The 16,442-nt window shown below is 29.3% G+C and carries 15 protein-coding genes; 5 read left to right on the top strand and 10 right to left on the bottom strand.

Annotation, left to right across the window (positions count from 1 at the left end; translation table 11 throughout):
* Nucleotides 1-10: 10 nt before the first annotated feature.
* From alsA to RYO54_RS14805, 4 genes are all read right to left on the bottom strand, one after another.
* Nucleotides 11-1,531, bottom strand: a complete 1,521-nt coding sequence (alsA, locus tag RYO54_RS14820; protein ID WP_315120378.1) for a D-allose ABC transporter ATP-binding protein AlsA — start codon at nt 1,529-1,531, stop codon at nt 11-13.
* An 81-nt stretch (nt 1,532-1,612) separates the two neighbouring features.
* On the bottom strand, nt 1,613-2,599 hold the full coding sequence (gene alsB / locus RYO54_RS14815) for a D-allose transporter substrate-binding protein (RefSeq protein ID WP_315120376.1): 987 nt from the start codon (nt 2,597-2,599) through the stop codon (nt 1,613-1,615).
* A 109-nt stretch (nt 2,600-2,708) separates the two neighbouring features.
* A complete protein-coding gene (locus RYO54_RS14810) occupies nt 2,709-3,710 on the bottom strand; it encodes a LacI family DNA-binding transcriptional regulator (RefSeq protein WP_315120374.1) in 1,002 nt (333 codons plus the stop codon).
* A 166-nt stretch (nt 3,711-3,876) separates the two neighbouring features.
* Nucleotides 3,877-5,166 (bottom strand): NCS2 family permease, encoded by a 1,290-nt coding sequence (locus RYO54_RS14805; protein WP_399549566.1) that lies wholly within the window; start codon nt 5,164-5,166, stop codon nt 3,877-3,879.
* 172 nt (nt 5,167-5,338) lie between these two features.
* On the opposite strand from RYO54_RS14805, the gene RYO54_RS14800 reads away from it, so the two are divergent.
* Nucleotides 5,339-5,785 (top strand): hypothetical protein, encoded by a 447-nt coding sequence (locus RYO54_RS14800; protein WP_315120371.1) that lies wholly within the window; start codon nt 5,339-5,341, stop codon nt 5,783-5,785.
* A gap of 617 nt (nt 5,786-6,402) precedes the next feature.
* Here RYO54_RS14800 and RYO54_RS14795 read toward each other — a convergent pair.
* Complete coding sequence (locus RYO54_RS14795) at nt 6,403-7,116, bottom strand: hypothetical protein (RefSeq protein WP_315120367.1); 714 nt, start codon at nt 7,114-7,116, stop codon at nt 6,403-6,405.
* A gap of 31 nt (nt 7,117-7,147) precedes the next feature.
* The gene (locus RYO54_RS14790) at nt 7,148-8,194 is read right to left on the bottom strand and encodes a DNA polymerase IV (protein ID WP_315120365.1); all 1,047 of its coding nucleotides are present in this window, start codon (nt 8,192-8,194) and stop codon (nt 7,148-7,150) included.
* A gap of 162 nt (nt 8,195-8,356) precedes the next feature.
* Between RYO54_RS14790 and rbr the strand changes: the two genes are divergently transcribed.
* A complete protein-coding gene (rbr, locus tag RYO54_RS14785; RefSeq protein WP_315120363.1) occupies nt 8,357-8,941 on the top strand; it encodes a rubrerythrin in 585 nt (194 codons plus the stop codon).
* 115 nt (nt 8,942-9,056) lie between these two features.
* Here the strand turns inward: rbr and RYO54_RS14780 are convergent, their stop codons facing one another.
* Nucleotides 9,057-10,265 carry a hypothetical protein gene (locus RYO54_RS14780; RefSeq protein WP_315120361.1) on the bottom strand — a complete coding sequence of 403 codons (1,209 nt, stop codon included), beginning with the start codon at nt 10,263-10,265 and terminating at the stop codon, nt 9,057-9,059.
* Nucleotides 10,266-10,341: 76 nt separating this feature from the next.
* Nucleotides 10,342-11,127 carry a hypothetical protein gene (locus RYO54_RS14775; protein WP_315120358.1) on the bottom strand — a complete coding sequence of 262 codons (786 nt, stop codon included), beginning with the start codon at nt 11,125-11,127 and terminating at the stop codon, nt 10,342-10,344.
* Nucleotides 11,128-11,197: 70 nt separating this feature from the next.
* Between RYO54_RS14775 and RYO54_RS14770 the strand changes: the two genes are divergently transcribed.
* The 3 genes from RYO54_RS14770 (at nt 11,198) to RYO54_RS14760 (ending at nt 13,823) form a co-directional block, all read left to right on the top strand.
* Nucleotides 11,198-12,400, top strand: a complete 1,203-nt coding sequence (locus RYO54_RS14770) for a hypothetical protein (protein WP_315120355.1) — start codon at nt 11,198-11,200, stop codon at nt 12,398-12,400.
* A 435-nt stretch (nt 12,401-12,835) separates the two neighbouring features.
* Nucleotides 12,836-13,375, top strand: a complete 540-nt coding sequence (locus tag RYO54_RS14765) for a DUF2953 domain-containing protein (protein ID WP_315120352.1) — start codon at nt 12,836-12,838, stop codon at nt 13,373-13,375.
* Nucleotides 13,368-13,823: a spore germination protein GerW family protein gene (locus RYO54_RS14760; RefSeq protein ID WP_315120349.1), complete on the top strand. Its 456-nt coding sequence runs from the start codon at nt 13,368-13,370 to the stop codon at nt 13,821-13,823. Before RYO54_RS14765 ends, RYO54_RS14760 begins: the two co-directional genes overlap by 8 nt.
* Before the next feature lie 119 nt (nt 13,824-13,942).
* Here RYO54_RS14760 and RYO54_RS14755 read toward each other — a convergent pair whose 3' ends face one another.
* Nucleotides 13,943-14,803 carry a mechanosensitive ion channel family protein gene (locus RYO54_RS14755; RefSeq protein WP_315120346.1) on the bottom strand — a complete coding sequence of 287 codons (861 nt, stop codon included), beginning with the start codon at nt 14,801-14,803 and terminating at the stop codon, nt 13,943-13,945.
* 161 nt (nt 14,804-14,964) lie between these two features.
* A complete protein-coding gene (locus tag RYO54_RS14750; protein WP_315120344.1) occupies nt 14,965-16,206 on the bottom strand; it encodes a Zn-dependent hydrolase in 1,242 nt (413 codons plus the stop codon).
* Between the last annotated feature and the right edge of the window lie 236 nt (nt 16,207-16,442).

The following is a 16,442-nucleotide window of genomic DNA, read 5'->3' as shown; positions in this document are numbered from 1 at the left end:
CCTTTTTCACCTAATTTTCGGAAGTGGCAGCTAGAAGAATTTTTTCTTCCGTTGCTTCTTCATTAGTTAGTATAGTCTTTATTTTTCCGTCCTTAAAAACGGCTATTCTATCGCAAACTGAAAGAAGTTCAGGTAATTCTGAAGATACCATCAATACGCCTTTTCCTTCTTCTGCTAATTTTCTCATTATCAAGTAAATTTCACTCTTAGCTCCTACGTCTATACCTTTTGTAGGTTCATCAAAAATTATCAAATCTGATTTAGCTGCAAGCCATTTTCCTATAATTACTTTTTGTTGATTTCCTCCAGACAGTTCTGTGATATTCTGTTCTACGGAAGAACATTTAATGTTAAGATATTTCTTTTGCTCAGCAGCATACTTATTTTCAAGTTCTTTATTTACTAATCCAAAAGTTCCTTTTGCTTTAGAGTCCTTTAAAAAAGGAACTATAGAGATATTTTCTTTTATATTAAAGTTTTTCAAAAATCCAGTTTCTCTTCTGTTTTCTGTAATTAAACCCATGCCTGCTTTTATTGCATCATAAGGTTCATTTATTTCTAGCTTCTTACCAAAGAGATATATCTCTCCAGAAGAAATTTTGTCTGCTCTAAAAATCGCATTCATAAGCTCACTTCTACCTGCCCCTACTAATCCTGCAAATCCTAATATTTCTCCTTTGTGTAGTTTAAAGCTTACATCTTGAACTTTATTATCTTTTCTAGTTAGGTTTTTAACCTCGAATATTACTTCATCAGAATCTCTACCATTTTTATTTTCACTTAAATACTTTCCTCTTAATTCACGTCCAACCATCATGTTTACTAATTCTTCTTCTGTTACGTTTTTCGCATCTCTTGTTCCTACATAGCTTCCATCCTTTAGTATGGTTACTCTATCTCCTACTTCTACTATTTCTTTAAGCTTGTGAGATATATAAACAATACCTACATTTTCTTTTTTTAATTGTTCTATTATCTTAAATAAATTTTTTGTCTCTTCAATAGTAAGTGAGGAAGTAGGTTCATCCATTATTATTATTTTGGCATCAAGAGCTAGTGATTTTGCTATTTCTACCTGCTGTTTTTCAGAAATGCTTAATTCTTCAACTAAGGTGGAAGGTTCTTTATTTAAGCCTACCCTTTTTAATAGCTCTTTTGCTTTTTCTCTCATATACTTGTAGTCCACTACCTTAAGTCCCAATGTTTTCTTTTCGGGCAACTTACCAACAAAAATATTTTCTTCTATTGATAGTTCATCAATTGTACTTAATTCTTGATATATAATACTTATTCCTATTTCCTTAGAGTCTTTTGGAGTAAGCTTAGAATATTCTTTGTCTCTAACAATGATCTTTCCATCAGTAGGTTCATATATACCACTTAATATTTTCATTAAAGTAGATTTGCCTGCGCCATTTTCTCCAAGTAAAACATGAACTTCCCCTGGTAGCAATTGAAAGCTCATATTATTTAAGGCTGTTACTCCTGAGAATTTCTTTGTTATATTTTGCATTTCAACTAATGGTTTCATATACTATCCTCTTCCTTATATAAATATAATTCAATGGGCCCTGATAGCTTGTAATTTATCAAGGCCACTATTAAATTGTTACTATTTAGTAATCAAGTTAGAATCAACAGCTATAATTTCTGCTTCTTTATCAGCTGAAATAGTTGGTTTATCTTTTAATGCTTTTAATAGTTCATTTAAGCTAGTTGCACCGATTTTTGCTGGATCTTGTGCTACTGTAGCTGATAGTTTACCATCTTCAACAGATTGAACTGCTTCTGGAGCACCATCTGTTCCAACTACAAGGATTTTGCCTTCTTTTCCTGCATTTTGCACTGCTTGTAAAGCGCCCAGAGCCATAGTGTCATTTGCACAGTAGATAGCTTTTAAATTTGAATATCTCTGTATCATGTTGGCTGCAACGTCTAAAGCTTTTGATCTATCCCAATCTGCTGGCTGGCTAGCTACTAATTTTATTCCTTCTGTTCCTTCGAATACTTTTTTAGCTCCTTCTTTTCTTGCTTCTCCTGAAGCATTACCAGCTTTTCCTTCTATAATAGCTACTTCTCCGCCATCTTTTCCTAATTTATCAGTAATAAACTTTGCTGCTTTTTCTCCTACTGCTACGTTATCTGTATTTATGAAAGATTCAACACTTCCACCAGCGTTCTTTAATTCTTTCATATCAACCTTTTCATCTATATTTACCACATATATTCCTTTTTTATTAGCTTGAGCTATTGCTGGAATTAAATTAACAGGTGATAATGGTGCTACACCTATAGCTTTATAATCTTTATTGAGTAAATTTTCCAATAATTTAAGCTGTTCCTGTACGTCTTCCTCTGAAGATGCTGCAAAAACGTCAACCTTAACTCCTTTAGCCTTTGCTTCCGCTTCAATACCTTCTTTCATTGAAACCCAGAAAGGATTGGACAATGTTTTAAGTATGATAGCTACTTCTGCTCCTGTTCCTGCTTCTTCTGGTTTTTTTGTTTCATTAGGAGATTGTTTGCCACAACCTACGAACAAAGAACCTGTTAATACTAAACTAAGAGCAAGTGATACAATTTTTGAAACTTTTTTCATAGTTCCCCCTCCAAACAATTTTTTTATAATAATTTGTATATAAACAAACTATTGACTAATTAATACGGGTAATCGATTACCCATTCCCCATAAAAACTACCTATCTTTATTAAGTAGTTTCTCTTAAAATTAATTTAATTGGCAACATTTTATCACCTACATGATCTCTTTTATTTTCAATAAGTGATAATAAAGCCTCTGCTGCTGTTTTTCCCAGTCCCCCAACATCCTGTTCTATAGTTGAGATTGCTGGATAGCTATACTTAGATACAGAAATATTATCAAATCCTATTACCTTCACTTGGCTAGGAACGCTTATGCCATTTTCCTTTAATGCAACTATAGCACCCATAGCTAACCAATCTGTACACGCAAATACTCCATCAAATTTTATTCCTTGCTTTATTAAGCTGTTAATGGAATCTTTGGCTGAATTAAAATTAACTTTTACATTTAGTACAAGCTCATCTCTTACATTGATATTATTTCTAAAGCAAGCATCTTTATAGCCTTGATAACGCATATTACTAGTGGACAAGTTTCTGTAATCTTTTATTATTACTATATTCTTGCATCCTTTATTTATTAATGCTTCAGTGGCAGTTACACCACCTTTATAATTATCAGAGACTATATAAACAACATCTTTTCCCATATTTGGTTTTCTATCTATGCAAACTATTGGGGTATTGTAATTTGAACATCCGTCAGATATTTTGTCGCTTCCTGATATATATATTAATCCGTCTACCCCTTTTGATATTAAATCTTTAAAGTAAGCATTTTCTTTATCCTCATCTTCGTTTGTATTGCATACAAACACTGAATACCCTCTAGGGAAGTAATAACTTTCAATAGCTAGTACTATACTGGCAAAAAACTCATTAGTTATATCTGGAACGATAACCCCTATAATATGAGATTTATTAGTTCTAAGACTCCTAGCTACCATATTAGTTTTGTAATCATATTTGTTTATAACTTCCATAACTTTTTTTCTAGTTTCTTCAGAAAATCTTCCATTATTATTTAGAACTCTAGAAACCGTAGCTACAGATACTCCACTTAATTCTGCTATTTCCTTTATTGAAATGTTCTTTTTATTTCTCACTTATAATACACCTCTGGGAAAACGATTACTCACTGTATTAATATAATATATTAATTATATTTTCTTGTCAATATATATTTTTAATTTTCAGAATTGGAAATTTATCATTTTTAATTTATATTTCCAATTCTGAAATTAAAAACAAAAAATATTTATTCCTTCAAATCTAAATAAATACTTTTACTAAAAAACTCATTAAAAACATCGCTGATATTATATACATTGTGAAATTTACTTTCTTCCCTTTACCTTTCATAATTTTAATTAAAGGATAGACTATAAATCCAAAAGCCATACCGTCCACTATGCTGAAGGTAAGTGGTATGGTAACTATGGTCAAAAATGCTGGGAATCCTTCTTCAAAATCTTTTAAAGGTATATTTAATATATTTGTTAACATTAAGCTTCCTACTATTATCAATATAGGAGCGATGGCGCTATTAGGTATAATTTTTATAAAAGGTATAAAAAATAGTGAAGTCAAAAATAATATTCCTGTAAAAATTGACGTCCATCCACTTTTTCCACCTGAAGTTATTCCTGTTGCCCCTTCTATAGCTACCACTGTAGGACTTGTTCCAAATACTCCACTTAATATTGCTGATATAGCACAGGCCTTAAAGCTATCTTTAAATCTTCCTTCCTTATTTAACATTACATTTACTTGCCCATGGAGCAATCCTATATTTTCAAACACTAACACTAAAGTTATAGAAAAAACTCCAATCCAGAAAGAAATATTGCTTACTCCCCTAAAGTCCATGGAAAAGAAAAGACTTTTATAATTTTCTAGAGAAAATAGTGATAAACTCATTTGAGATAAGTCTACCCCTCCAAACAAATAGGAAATAATCGTACCACCAATTATTCCAAACAAGAAACTTCCTTTAACTCCTCTTACAAACAAAAATAAAGTAAATAATAAATTTATAAGAGTTGTATAAACCTGTGGATTTCTAATATCTCCTAACGCTACAAAAGTGCTAGGGTCACTTATTATTACTCCACTTTTCTGAAAGCCTATAAAAGTAATTAAGATTCCTATTCCGACTCCAATTGCTTCTTTTAATGAGTCAGGTATAGACTTTAAAAGTTCTTCTCCTATCTTAGTAAATGCTATTACTAGAAATATAATTCCTGATAGGAAAACAACGGCTAAAGCTTCACTTGGAGATAACCCCATGGATTTTATTATAGTATAGGAAAATAGTGCATTTACACCCATTCCCGGTACTAGTATTACAGGGACTCTTCCTAATATCCCCATGAGCAAACATCCAGATGCACAAGCAAGCACCGTAGCAATAATTGCTCCCTCTAATGGTATACCTCCATCGAATAATATAGCTGAATTTACTACAACGATATAAACTACTGAAAAAAATGAAGTTAGTGCTGCAATTAATTCTTCTTTAAAATTAATATTATTCCCCTCCAATTTCATCTTCCTTTTCATATAAATCCCTCCGCCCACCCACATGTCTATTGACATGCATTTATTATTATATCAAAAATATCAGAGCATATTAAGAAAAAATTAATATTACCCTCTCATTTATATTAAGATTTATATTTTATAGTAATAGTATAATAATAATATGTTAAAAATATTTAAGGAGATGTTGATTTTGGAAAATAAGAAATCATTGGCTTTATTCTTTTCTTTAATACCTGGAGCAGGTCATCTTTATTTGGGATTACAAAAAAAGGGCCTTCAAATTATGGTTGCATTTTTCGGCTTAATTGCTTTAAGTGATTGGATTCATCTATCTGTAATAGGAATGTTTATTCCGATCATATGGTTTTATAGTGTATTTGATGTAAGAAAAGCTATATATAATCCTCAAAATTATGAAGACAATTTAAACTTATCTTTTGACTTTATTAATGTTAAATACCTAGGATATATTTTTATAATCATAGGAATTATGGCTATATTTAGAAATGTAATTTTTCCATTAACACATATTTATATTGATTGGAAAATAACTAGATACATCAGAACTAGTATTGTTTCTTTAATATTAATAGCAGTTGGCGTTAAAATGCTTTTAGATAACAAAAAATTAAATTAGTAAGGAATTTTATTTAATTGAGAAACCAATTTAAAGAGGTAACAAATTAAAAATGCTATGCAATGCTTCTTATGCTGATTCGCTGCAATAAGAACTTCTAAAATTTATTTTATAGAAATCCCTAATGCTGACAAACTCCCTTTGATCAAACATGTACAGCATCTTAACGTTATTTTTCTAAAATAAATTAAGAATTTCTAGATTTTGCTCAAATGCATATGCTACATTGCATAACATTTTTTAAATTTTTTACAATAAATAAATGTTTGCTACATTTGAGAAAATCGATGATTAACAAACTATTTGTCATAATATAATTTTGTGAAACATAAAGGAACTAAGTATATAATGGGAGGAGCGCCGTCATTATGTACTTAGCTCCCCTTGGATACTAAAATATCTTTGTAAAAACTTATAAGTTGTAAACTAATTTGTTATAACCTAAATCTGAAAATACATTTGCAAAACACCAAAGAGCTAAGTATGTAGTGAAATAGCGACTTTTTCCAGAGCGACTTCACTATATGCTTAGCTCTTTATTTGTAAAGCTAAATTATCTTTGTAGAAATCTAAAATTGAAAAACCAATTTAGTTTTTTAGATATTTAAATTAACAGTTTAATATGAAAATTTATCCACCTTTTCAATTTCCCCTAATTTGTAATATAATGTATAAACTTGATTATCCTCTAGTTTTGCAAACATCATAACATATTCACCATTACCATTTAATCTATCAATCCTTATGTTCTCTTCTTTTTTAGCAATTCCATTTTCTATTAAATATTTTTCTCCCGCTATTTCAGCTTTTCCACGTCCTCTATAGGGTTCCGAAAAATAATTAAACATAAATACCATCAATACTATTCCTATTATATTTGCTAAGAGAACTTTTCCAGCAGCTTTATCATCATCTTCTTTAAATATATTTCTTATGGCGAATACTACCATAGGACCTATCCAGTAATGACCAATGGTAATAACTAAGTTTTTATTTAAAAGTCGAGAAAAAGTAAACAATATGCTCCAAATTAAAATGCCCTCTATTATTTTTTTATACTTATAATTCTCTGAATACTTTTCCCATAAAGTGGACATTACAGCTAATGCTATAGATATTATGAATGCATATATAAAGTCACTTATAAATTCTGTACTGTAATATAAATAAGAGGCAAAAGATAACACTAATGGCGTATATATTAAAGTATTCTTTATTTTTTTATTTTTAGATATTTTTTGTCCAGTAGAAGTACGTTCCAAAAACACAGCAAAAATCATAGCTAAAGCCATAAAAATCAACACAGCAATTCCCAAAAATTTATTTCTCATTTTATTTATCCTCCTGGGTAAAATTTCATTTTTAAATAAAAAATGTCAACTGTTCCACTTTGTTTTCTGTAAGAGTGGATACCGTAAGTCCTATTAGTCTTATGCTATCCTCTAGTTCCATTTCTTCTAGTATTTCATAGGCTATTTTACATATTTCATCTTCATTATTAGTGTAATAGTTTATGGTTTTTCCTTTTGTATGGTTTATAAATTTAGATGTTTTAATTTTTACCGTTATAGTTTTTCCCCACATATTTTTATTTTTTAAAGTCTCTGAAACTTCTTTTGAGAAATACTCTAAATATTTTTTCATATCTTCTTTATTGGATAGGTCTTTTTTAAGAGTAGTTTCTCTTCCTATAGACTTTCTTTCTCTTAATACTTCCACTTCCCTAGTGTCTATTCCTCTTATTCTGTCATATATTTCTATACCAAACTTACCGAAGTATTCTATACAAAATTCTTTAGATAAGTTATACATATCTTCTATAGTGAAAATACCTATATTATTCATCTTTTCTACAGACTTTTTTCCCATGCCATGAACCTTGCTTACTGGCAGTGGTTTTAATATATCCGGTATCATATCTTCTGTAATTATGGTTATTCCATCTGGCTTATTCCAGTCTGATGCTAATTTTGCTAAAAATTTATTATAGGCTACACCTACAGATACCGTAAGTCCTATCTTTTCTTTTATCTCCCTTTTTATAAATTTTGCACATTCTAATGGACCCATATTAACCTTAGTTATATCCATATATGCTTCATCTATGGATAAAGGTTCTATTATGGGAGTTAAAGAATAGAGTATTTTAAATATTTCATTTGATACTTCTCTATATCGTTCATGTCTTGTAGGTACAAATATTCCCATGGGGCAAAGTCCTCTAGCTTTAAAAGCAGGCATGGCGGAATGCACTCCATATTTTCTAGCTTCATAAGAAGCCGTAGCCACCACTCCTCTTTCACCAACACCACCAACAATTACAGGCTTTTCCCTTAGGTCTGGGTTATCTAATTGTTCCACCGATGCAAAAAAAGCATCCACGTCCACATGCATAATGACTCTATCCATATACACATATCAATCCTTTAATTAGTACTTCAATTTAATGTTATCACAAATATTATAATAATTACATCTTTGAAGAAAGTTACTTTTTATAAATTCATAGTTTATATTGGATATTTATGGGCATAATCCTGATTATAAGCAATATAAAAAGGAGGTATAATTATGAAAAGTCTTAAAGGTACACAAACTGCTGATAATCTAGCTAAGGCTTTTGCTGGTGAATCACAAGCAAGAAATAGATATACATATTACGCTATGATTGCAGAAAGTGAAGGCCACGAACACGTAGCTACTATATTTAGAGAAACAGCTGATAACGAAAGAGCTCATGCTAAAATATTTTATGATTTTTTAATTGCGGGTCTAGGTAAAGCCCACATTAAGGTTGATGCTGAATACCCAATCGGTATAGGTAATACCGAACAAAACCTACTTTATGGTGCTGAAGGTGAGAAGGAAGAATGGGGAACCTTATATCCTGGCTTTGCAGATATAGCTAAGCAAGAAGGATTCCAAGAGATAGAGTTTGCCTTTAGAAAAATAATAGAGATTGAAACTCATCATGAACAAAGGTATTTGGATTTATACAATAGAATAAAGGATGGAAAGCTTTATTCTCAAGACTCTGCTCAAAGATGGAAATGTAGAACCTGCGGATATATTTTTGAAGGCCCTGCTGCACCAAATGTTTGTCCAGCATGCAAATATCCTCAAGGTTATTTTGAAATAATGTATGATCCAGTTTAAGATAATTGATAGTGGAAAATTGAGAATTGAAAATTATGAAATGAAAAATTAAGAGTTAAAAGTGAAGAGTCTTAACTCTTCACTAACTCTCAATTCTCAACTAAAAAACTATAAATTAGATAAAACTTAAAGCGTATCTTCCTCTATACTCATCTTTGCAAACTATATTTAATCTCCACTGCCCTTCATCTACAACATCTTCATTTGATACTATGCTTATTACTATTTCTCCGTTTATATTATAGGATTTCGGTCCTGTATTATATATGTGATATTTGTCTTCTCCTATGGAACCATTGATATATCCTTGTGATAATTCTATTAATCCACTGGTGTTTCCTAGAGGATTTACTATTTCTAATGTATAGTTGTTCAAAAACTCCTTATGAAGTTGTAATGTAATATTGCCTTTTTGAGGTTTTATGCCAAATGGTATACTTTGAAAATTATTTATTTTTCCCTTTTTAAAATAAATTCTTTCTGCCTTTGATTTGTTTTCCAATATAAATTTAATCTCTTCTTCCTTAATTATCATATCAATATATTGGCTAAATAAGCTATCATTATAGCTAAAATTATATTTATCATTAAAAGCAGAGTATATAATAAGTGGTTTTTTTAATTCTCTTTTTTTATCCATCAAATACTTTATTCCCTTCATAATTAAAGTATTTTTAGTATGCGTTATGTTTTTCCCTGGAGTTGCTTTTACCATTATAATTGAACTTTTCTCTCTAATATTTTTCAAAACATTTTCAACCATATAATTTCCATATCCCAACTCATCTTTGTGATGTAATATCTTCATTGGGTTCTGATTTTTTAATGCTATATTTATATCATTCCTATCCCATATCTTTCCCATTTGAGACAAGTCATAAATATAATCAATTCTACTTTCCCCTTTATCATCAATAAATTCTGAGTAGTTATAGCTAATCCCTGAGGTTATAAATCCAATTATTGAATTACTTTCATCTCCATTAAATAAAGTTTTACAATCATAACTCGATTCATCAAAATAAATCGTCCTAGGTAGCTCAATTTCATCTATTCCTGGAATATTAGATATTTTATTTATGTCTTTAACGTTAATAGTTATTATTCCAAAGTTATATCCTAAATCCTCAAACTTGGCCCCTATGAATCCCAATTCTTCATATATTTTATAAGACTCCATTTTATATTTTATTATTAACTCAATTTTACCCTTTATAATCTTTCCCCTTGTTGAAACTACAGCTAATTCCTTTAAACTTTCTTCCGGTATACTTTTTAAAGCATTTAATAGACTATCAACTTTAATCTCAATTCCCCCTAACATTATTAATAGAGATCATTATGTTGCCACATATAAAATATATGATATAGCTAAATTTTTTTATGTCTAAAAAATGTTATTAATTTTCAATTTCTACTTGTCCATTTCTATATATCTCCATAATCGTCTTATTAAATGCTGTGCCAAAATAAGCCATGATTATTATATCGACGATTATGCCAAATATTCCTAAGTTAGCTATAGGAAATACAATAACACTCAATAGCGAAAAAATAAGTCCACAATAAAATGCAATTTTTATAGTAAGTCCTATATTATTAAGTAAAAAATTCACACCCTTTTTAAGGTTTGTTAATATGGATCCTTTGTCTAAAATTATTGAATACTCCACATAAACAAAGAATATCAAAATGAAAGCCGTCACTAAGAAAGTCCTATCTATCATAAATAATATTATAGGTATTATAGTTATCAATCTATATAAAAATAACTTTCTCCAAATCCTATTGTCTAGCATAAAAACTTCTTTTAAACTAAAATCTTCTTCTCCAATTTTACTTAATGTTACTAGATACACTCCAGTAAAATAACTAATTACAAGAAACACTGTTATAGCAAGGCATATGGTAAATAAATCTATATTGGTTAATAATCCTGAAACCATGTTATTTTTAAGGCTAAATATTGAAGTTGGAAAATCCTCTAATAAGAATCTCACAGAAGCCGGAGTATGCATCAATCCTATTTTAATTTTGAATATATTAGGTGTTGGTATATATTTTATCTTGTAAATTAACCAATTAAACATTAAATCTAATGAATCTAATAATATAGGTATCAAAATAACCCAAATACATTTGTTCAATTTACCTAAGGATTCACTATACTTATTTGAAACGCTCATTACCATTCTCCTTACATTAATTCCAATTATATACTATAATATAATTGTACCATATTTTGGAGGAATAATTATGAAGAAATTTTATATGTTTGTTTTAACTGGAATTATGCTTTTAATTACTACAGGTGCTTATTTTTATGAAAATAGTTATGAAGTTCCTAAATATAACGCTCCTACTTTTAATATAGAATCTAAAAAGTTTGGGACTATAAAAGACATGCAGTTTATAAAATATGCTGAAAATCCTATTTTGATTATACTTAGTAGTACAAGAGAAGGGGATGATGAATATTCAAATCTTCATTATTTAGATGTTGAAAAAGGAGAGGTTGGACATATTGGTAAGTTTGAGTCCCATAAATATTTAAATAACCATGTAACTCTACCATATACATTGAATCAGCCTCAGATTATTGCTTTTACTCCTAAAGGTTATATTACTTTTCCATATCAACAAAAAACAAAAGCTGAATACTTAAAGGATAATCATCATCTTGAAAAAGAAATTCTAAATTTCAAAGATTCCACCCATGTTACTGTGGAATATAGTATCGCCTTTTCTAAAGAAGGACATAGTAATATATACAATTACAATTTTTATAGTGGTTTAAATAATTTATTTGGATATAATGATTCTTCTAATTTTTCTACAGTTTATTTAGGATCTTCTCCTATAATAAAACCCGTTTCATATACAGAAAATGAGATATTATATATAGCTCCTAAAAAAGGAAAGCTAAACTTATATTCCTTTAAAACTTCATATAAAAAATCACTTTTAAATAAGCCTATAATTGAAAATGTAGTAAATGTTGAAAATGACTTTAAAAGCCAAAAACTTATAGGTTTTACTTTAAAGGATAGCACTACAGACAAACTTGACATATTTTATGCTAACGCTTTAGGAGATGAACCTAAAAAAATCATAGATACTATAGAATTTAATAAAGATAAAAATGGACAAATCCCAGATATAGATTATTTAAGAATTGGTAGAAATGAATTTATGATTTACACTTCATATGATTACAACGGGAAAGGGTTCTTAAAAATAAAAAATTTCAATGACTCTTCTAAAGATATGACCATCCATGATAAAAATATATTTGGCCCTTTAAGAGTTGGAACTTACTACAATTTTGATGAGAATATTAAAGATTCTAAAGAACTTTATCTTATACTTTATTTAACAGATGATGAAAGCGAAACTAAAATTAAACTCTATAATATAAATGAAGAAACAACAGAAGATATTACAGATATGATTCTATAGTTATATTTTCAAAAATAAATTTTTATAAAATTAACCAGGTACCCAAAAGGGAACTAAGTACATAATGACGTCACTTCGAAAAAAGGTGCTCCTCCCACTATATACTTAGTTTCTTTATATTTTACAGATGTATTTTCAAATATATATTGTGATAAATTGTTTTCACAATTGTAGTAAACACTTATTTATTTTGCTAAATTTTAAAAATGATATGTAATGTGCCCTATGCATTTGAACAAGATCTAGAAAAGAAGTTCTTATTGAAGCGAGACAGCATAAGAAGCATTGTATAGCATTTTTTATTTGTTGTACCCATAAATTGTTTTCTAAAGATATTTAGATAAATAAATTGTTATATCCTTCATTTAAATCTATTATTATCAACAAATATTTAATAAGTATTGTAGCAAACTATTTATTGAGGAGATGCTTATTATGTATATTTTATTAATTTTGCTATTGATAATAGTTTTGTTTATTTTACTTCTTGCTATATTTCCAATTAATATTGCTGTTGGAGTTAATTCTTATGAAATATTTGAATATAACTTAATTTTTTCATGGGCAAAATCCTTAGTGAAAGGAAATATAAAAAATAATGATGGATGTAAAATATTAAATTTATATTTATTTAATAAGAAAATATTAGATAGACCTTTAAAGAATGTAAATGGCGGAATGAATCATAACATAAATCTTATAAGAAGAATTAAACCTGATTATATTGTTATGGAAACTTCTTATGGATTTAATGATCCATCTATTACAGGAATGATATATGGATTTATAAGCTTTATCTCCCAGTATTTAAATATTGATGAATTGTATCATAATGCAGATTTTATGGCTGAAGATTCTTTTTTTAATATAAAGGGATTGATAAAAGTTAACGCTCTTTCTGCAATAATACAATATTTTTATAGTTCAAATAAATTATATTCTAAAAAAACTAAGGGAGGATATGAATATGAATAATACATCTTTTAATGAAAATATGGATACACTTTTTACTGAGGTGCAAGATTTTGCTAAACAAAATTCTGTTATGGGATCTCCTTTAACTGTAGAAAATAAGACCTTAGTTCCTATAGTTTCTGTTACTTTAGGTTACGGTAGTGGAACAAATTCTATGAGATCAGGAAGCAATGAAAGCAAAACTCCAGGTGTTGGATTAGGTGCTAAAATAAGCACAGATGCTATTGTAGTTATCGACAAAGATAATGTATCTATGTTGCCTGTAACTCAAAAAACTAATGCTAATCAAATCATGGATAAAATACCGCAGATGATTAGTAGCATGATGCCAAATGCTCAGCAGAATATGCAACAAGGTGCTCAACAAGGCCAACAGCAAAATCAACAGGCTCAACAACAGAATCAACAGCAAAATCAGCAACAAAACCAAGCAAAGCCAAAGCCATAGTTCGGCCAATAAACAATTAATAATAAACAAAAAAGAATCCACCTGTAAAACATAAAACAGGTGGATTCTTATATTATTTATTCTTAAATCTTATTTATTAACTTTAGCCTATAATTAATTTATAATAAGTAAATATCCTCATATTCCTCAAATTCACTTAAAACCGCTTCTGTTATACTATGTTCTAAGTTTCTATAGTTTCTTGAACGGCATATGAATCTTAATGTAAGTATTATTTTTCCTTCTCCCATGGAAGTGTAAACTATATGAGAAAGATTTTGATAATAAATTGGATAGGTTTTTGCTGCAACGTCTAAACATTCCTTTACTTCTTCCTCAACGTTACCCAATTCCTTTGAAGCAACCTCCATTATAATATCCTTAGCTTTCTTCCAATTACTATTATTTTTCAAACTTATTTGTATTTCGTTCCAAGTATAAGGGAAAGTACTCGTTTCATTTACAACCTCACCCAAAATAAACTTTGAGTTTGGAATATAAGTCAACCTACCAGTACTTTGACCATAAGTTTTATCATTGTTTTGAGTAACCTCAATTATTGTTGTGTGAAACCAATTCATTTCAAGAACGTCTCCAAGACTTTCTCCTATTTTAATTCTATCACCAGCTACGAATGGTTTATGGGAGTTAATCATGACCCATCCAAAAAAATTTGATACTAAATCCCTTAATGCAAAGGCCATACCAGCAGAAAAAAGACCTAAAAAAGTAAGTATATCCTTAGATTCACCCCACCAAATTGGCACAAGTAATACTACAAACATTGTTTTGATAAAAATAGACACACTTTTTTTTAGCTTTATAGTTTTCATTGAGCTAAAGTTAGCTTTATCTATGTATTTTGCTATAGCCTTGTTAATTAAATACACAATAACAAATAGTATTAAAGATGTAAAAAATTTTTGAGATACTGTATTCCCATTAAAATGTTTACTTAATGCTTCAAATGTTTCTCTCATTGCTAGTCTTACCTTTCTACAAATTAATATCTACATTCAAGTATATTATTATAAATTATATTTTACATCAATTTAATAGGAATTTAATAAAAATTTATTATATACTTCATATTTATTGTTTGCACATTTATAAATTTCTTAAATACGATTTTTTATTAATTTTACATGCATTTTGCTTCTGACAATTTTTTTACTGCATAATAAGACAATTCAACGCCTTTTTGTAAAGCTTCATAATCAGTCCATTCTTCTGGACAGTGACTTCTTCCTCCCTTACTTGGTACAAAAATCATACCTATATCAGTTATTTCACCCATAACCATGGCATCATGACCTGCGCCACTTAACATTATTTCCTGGGAAAACTGCAATTTTTCGCAGTTTTCTTTTAAAATTTCTACTATATTCTCAGAAACCTTCACAGGTTTTACATGAATTTTATGGATTATTTCATAATCCAATCCTGAATCCTTGCATACATTTTCTACTTCTTTTTCAATATTAGTTTTAATTTCTTCAATACACTCCCATTTTTTCGATCTAATATCTACTAAAAAATTCACTCTTTCTGGCACAATGTTCGCAGCACCAGGCCATACATTTAGTTTCCCCACAGTAGCAACGGAACCAAAGCCTACTTCTTTTGCAAAGTTACTTATCTTGCTTATAATTCTACTTCCTCCATCTAATGCATCTGCCCTCATATTCATTGGAGTAGTTCCTGCATGATCTGGTCTTCCTTTTATTATTACTTCAAATTCTCTTATTCCTACAATGTATTCTACGATTCCAATAGATTTATTTTCACTTTCTAATATTGGTCCCTGCTCTATATGCAATTCTAGAAAGCATTTAATATCTTCTGGTTTTCTAATAGCTCCTTCTATTTTATCTGGATTTAATCCAAAGTCTTTCATAGCTTCAGATATAGATATTCCATCTTCATCTTTAAACTTATCTAAATCTTCTCTTTTAACCTTACCTACCATAGCACGGCTTCCAAAAAGACCTCCTCCAAATCTTCCTCCCTCTTCTTCAATTAACGCTACAAATTCAACAGTATACTTTGGCTTTAATTTTTTCTCTTTAAACACTCTGGCGATTTCTAGAGCCGTTACCACTCCTGCTTGTCCGTCAAAATTTCCTCCATTTTTTACTGAATCAAAATGTGAACCAATCATAATTACAGGCTCTTTTTTCTCTCCCTCAAGCCTTCCAATTAATGTACCTGCTGTATCTTCATATACTTTAAGTCCTGCTTCCCTCATTTCTTTTCTAATATATTCCCTAGCAGCTCTATCTTCTTTGCTAAAGGAAAACCTGGTTGTCCCCACACCCGGCGTAGATGTAAATTGAGCTAATGCTTCAATATCCTTTTGTATTCTCTCTAAATTTGTATTCATGAATATTCCCCCCATTCTTTTACTCTTTACTCTTTATTTTATTATAGAGATTATATTTATATTATACTGTTTTGTCAAATTTATCCCATGGCTAACCAATTCTAATACTCCAATCTATTAATATGCAACTGAAAATTACTAGATTATTAATAAAAAAAAGCTGAAAATAAGATTTTCTTATTCTCAGCTTTTTTATTAGACATCTTAAATAAAATAGCTACTCAATGCTGGGACAA

The sequence above is a fragment of the uncultured Clostridium sp. genome (genome assembly GCF_963515715.1).
Lineage (GTDB): Bacteria > Bacillota > Clostridia > Clostridiales > Clostridiaceae > Clostridium_AW.
The sequence above is the reverse complement of the archived record's forward strand: the minus strand, read 5'-3'. Positions and strand labels throughout refer to the sequence as shown.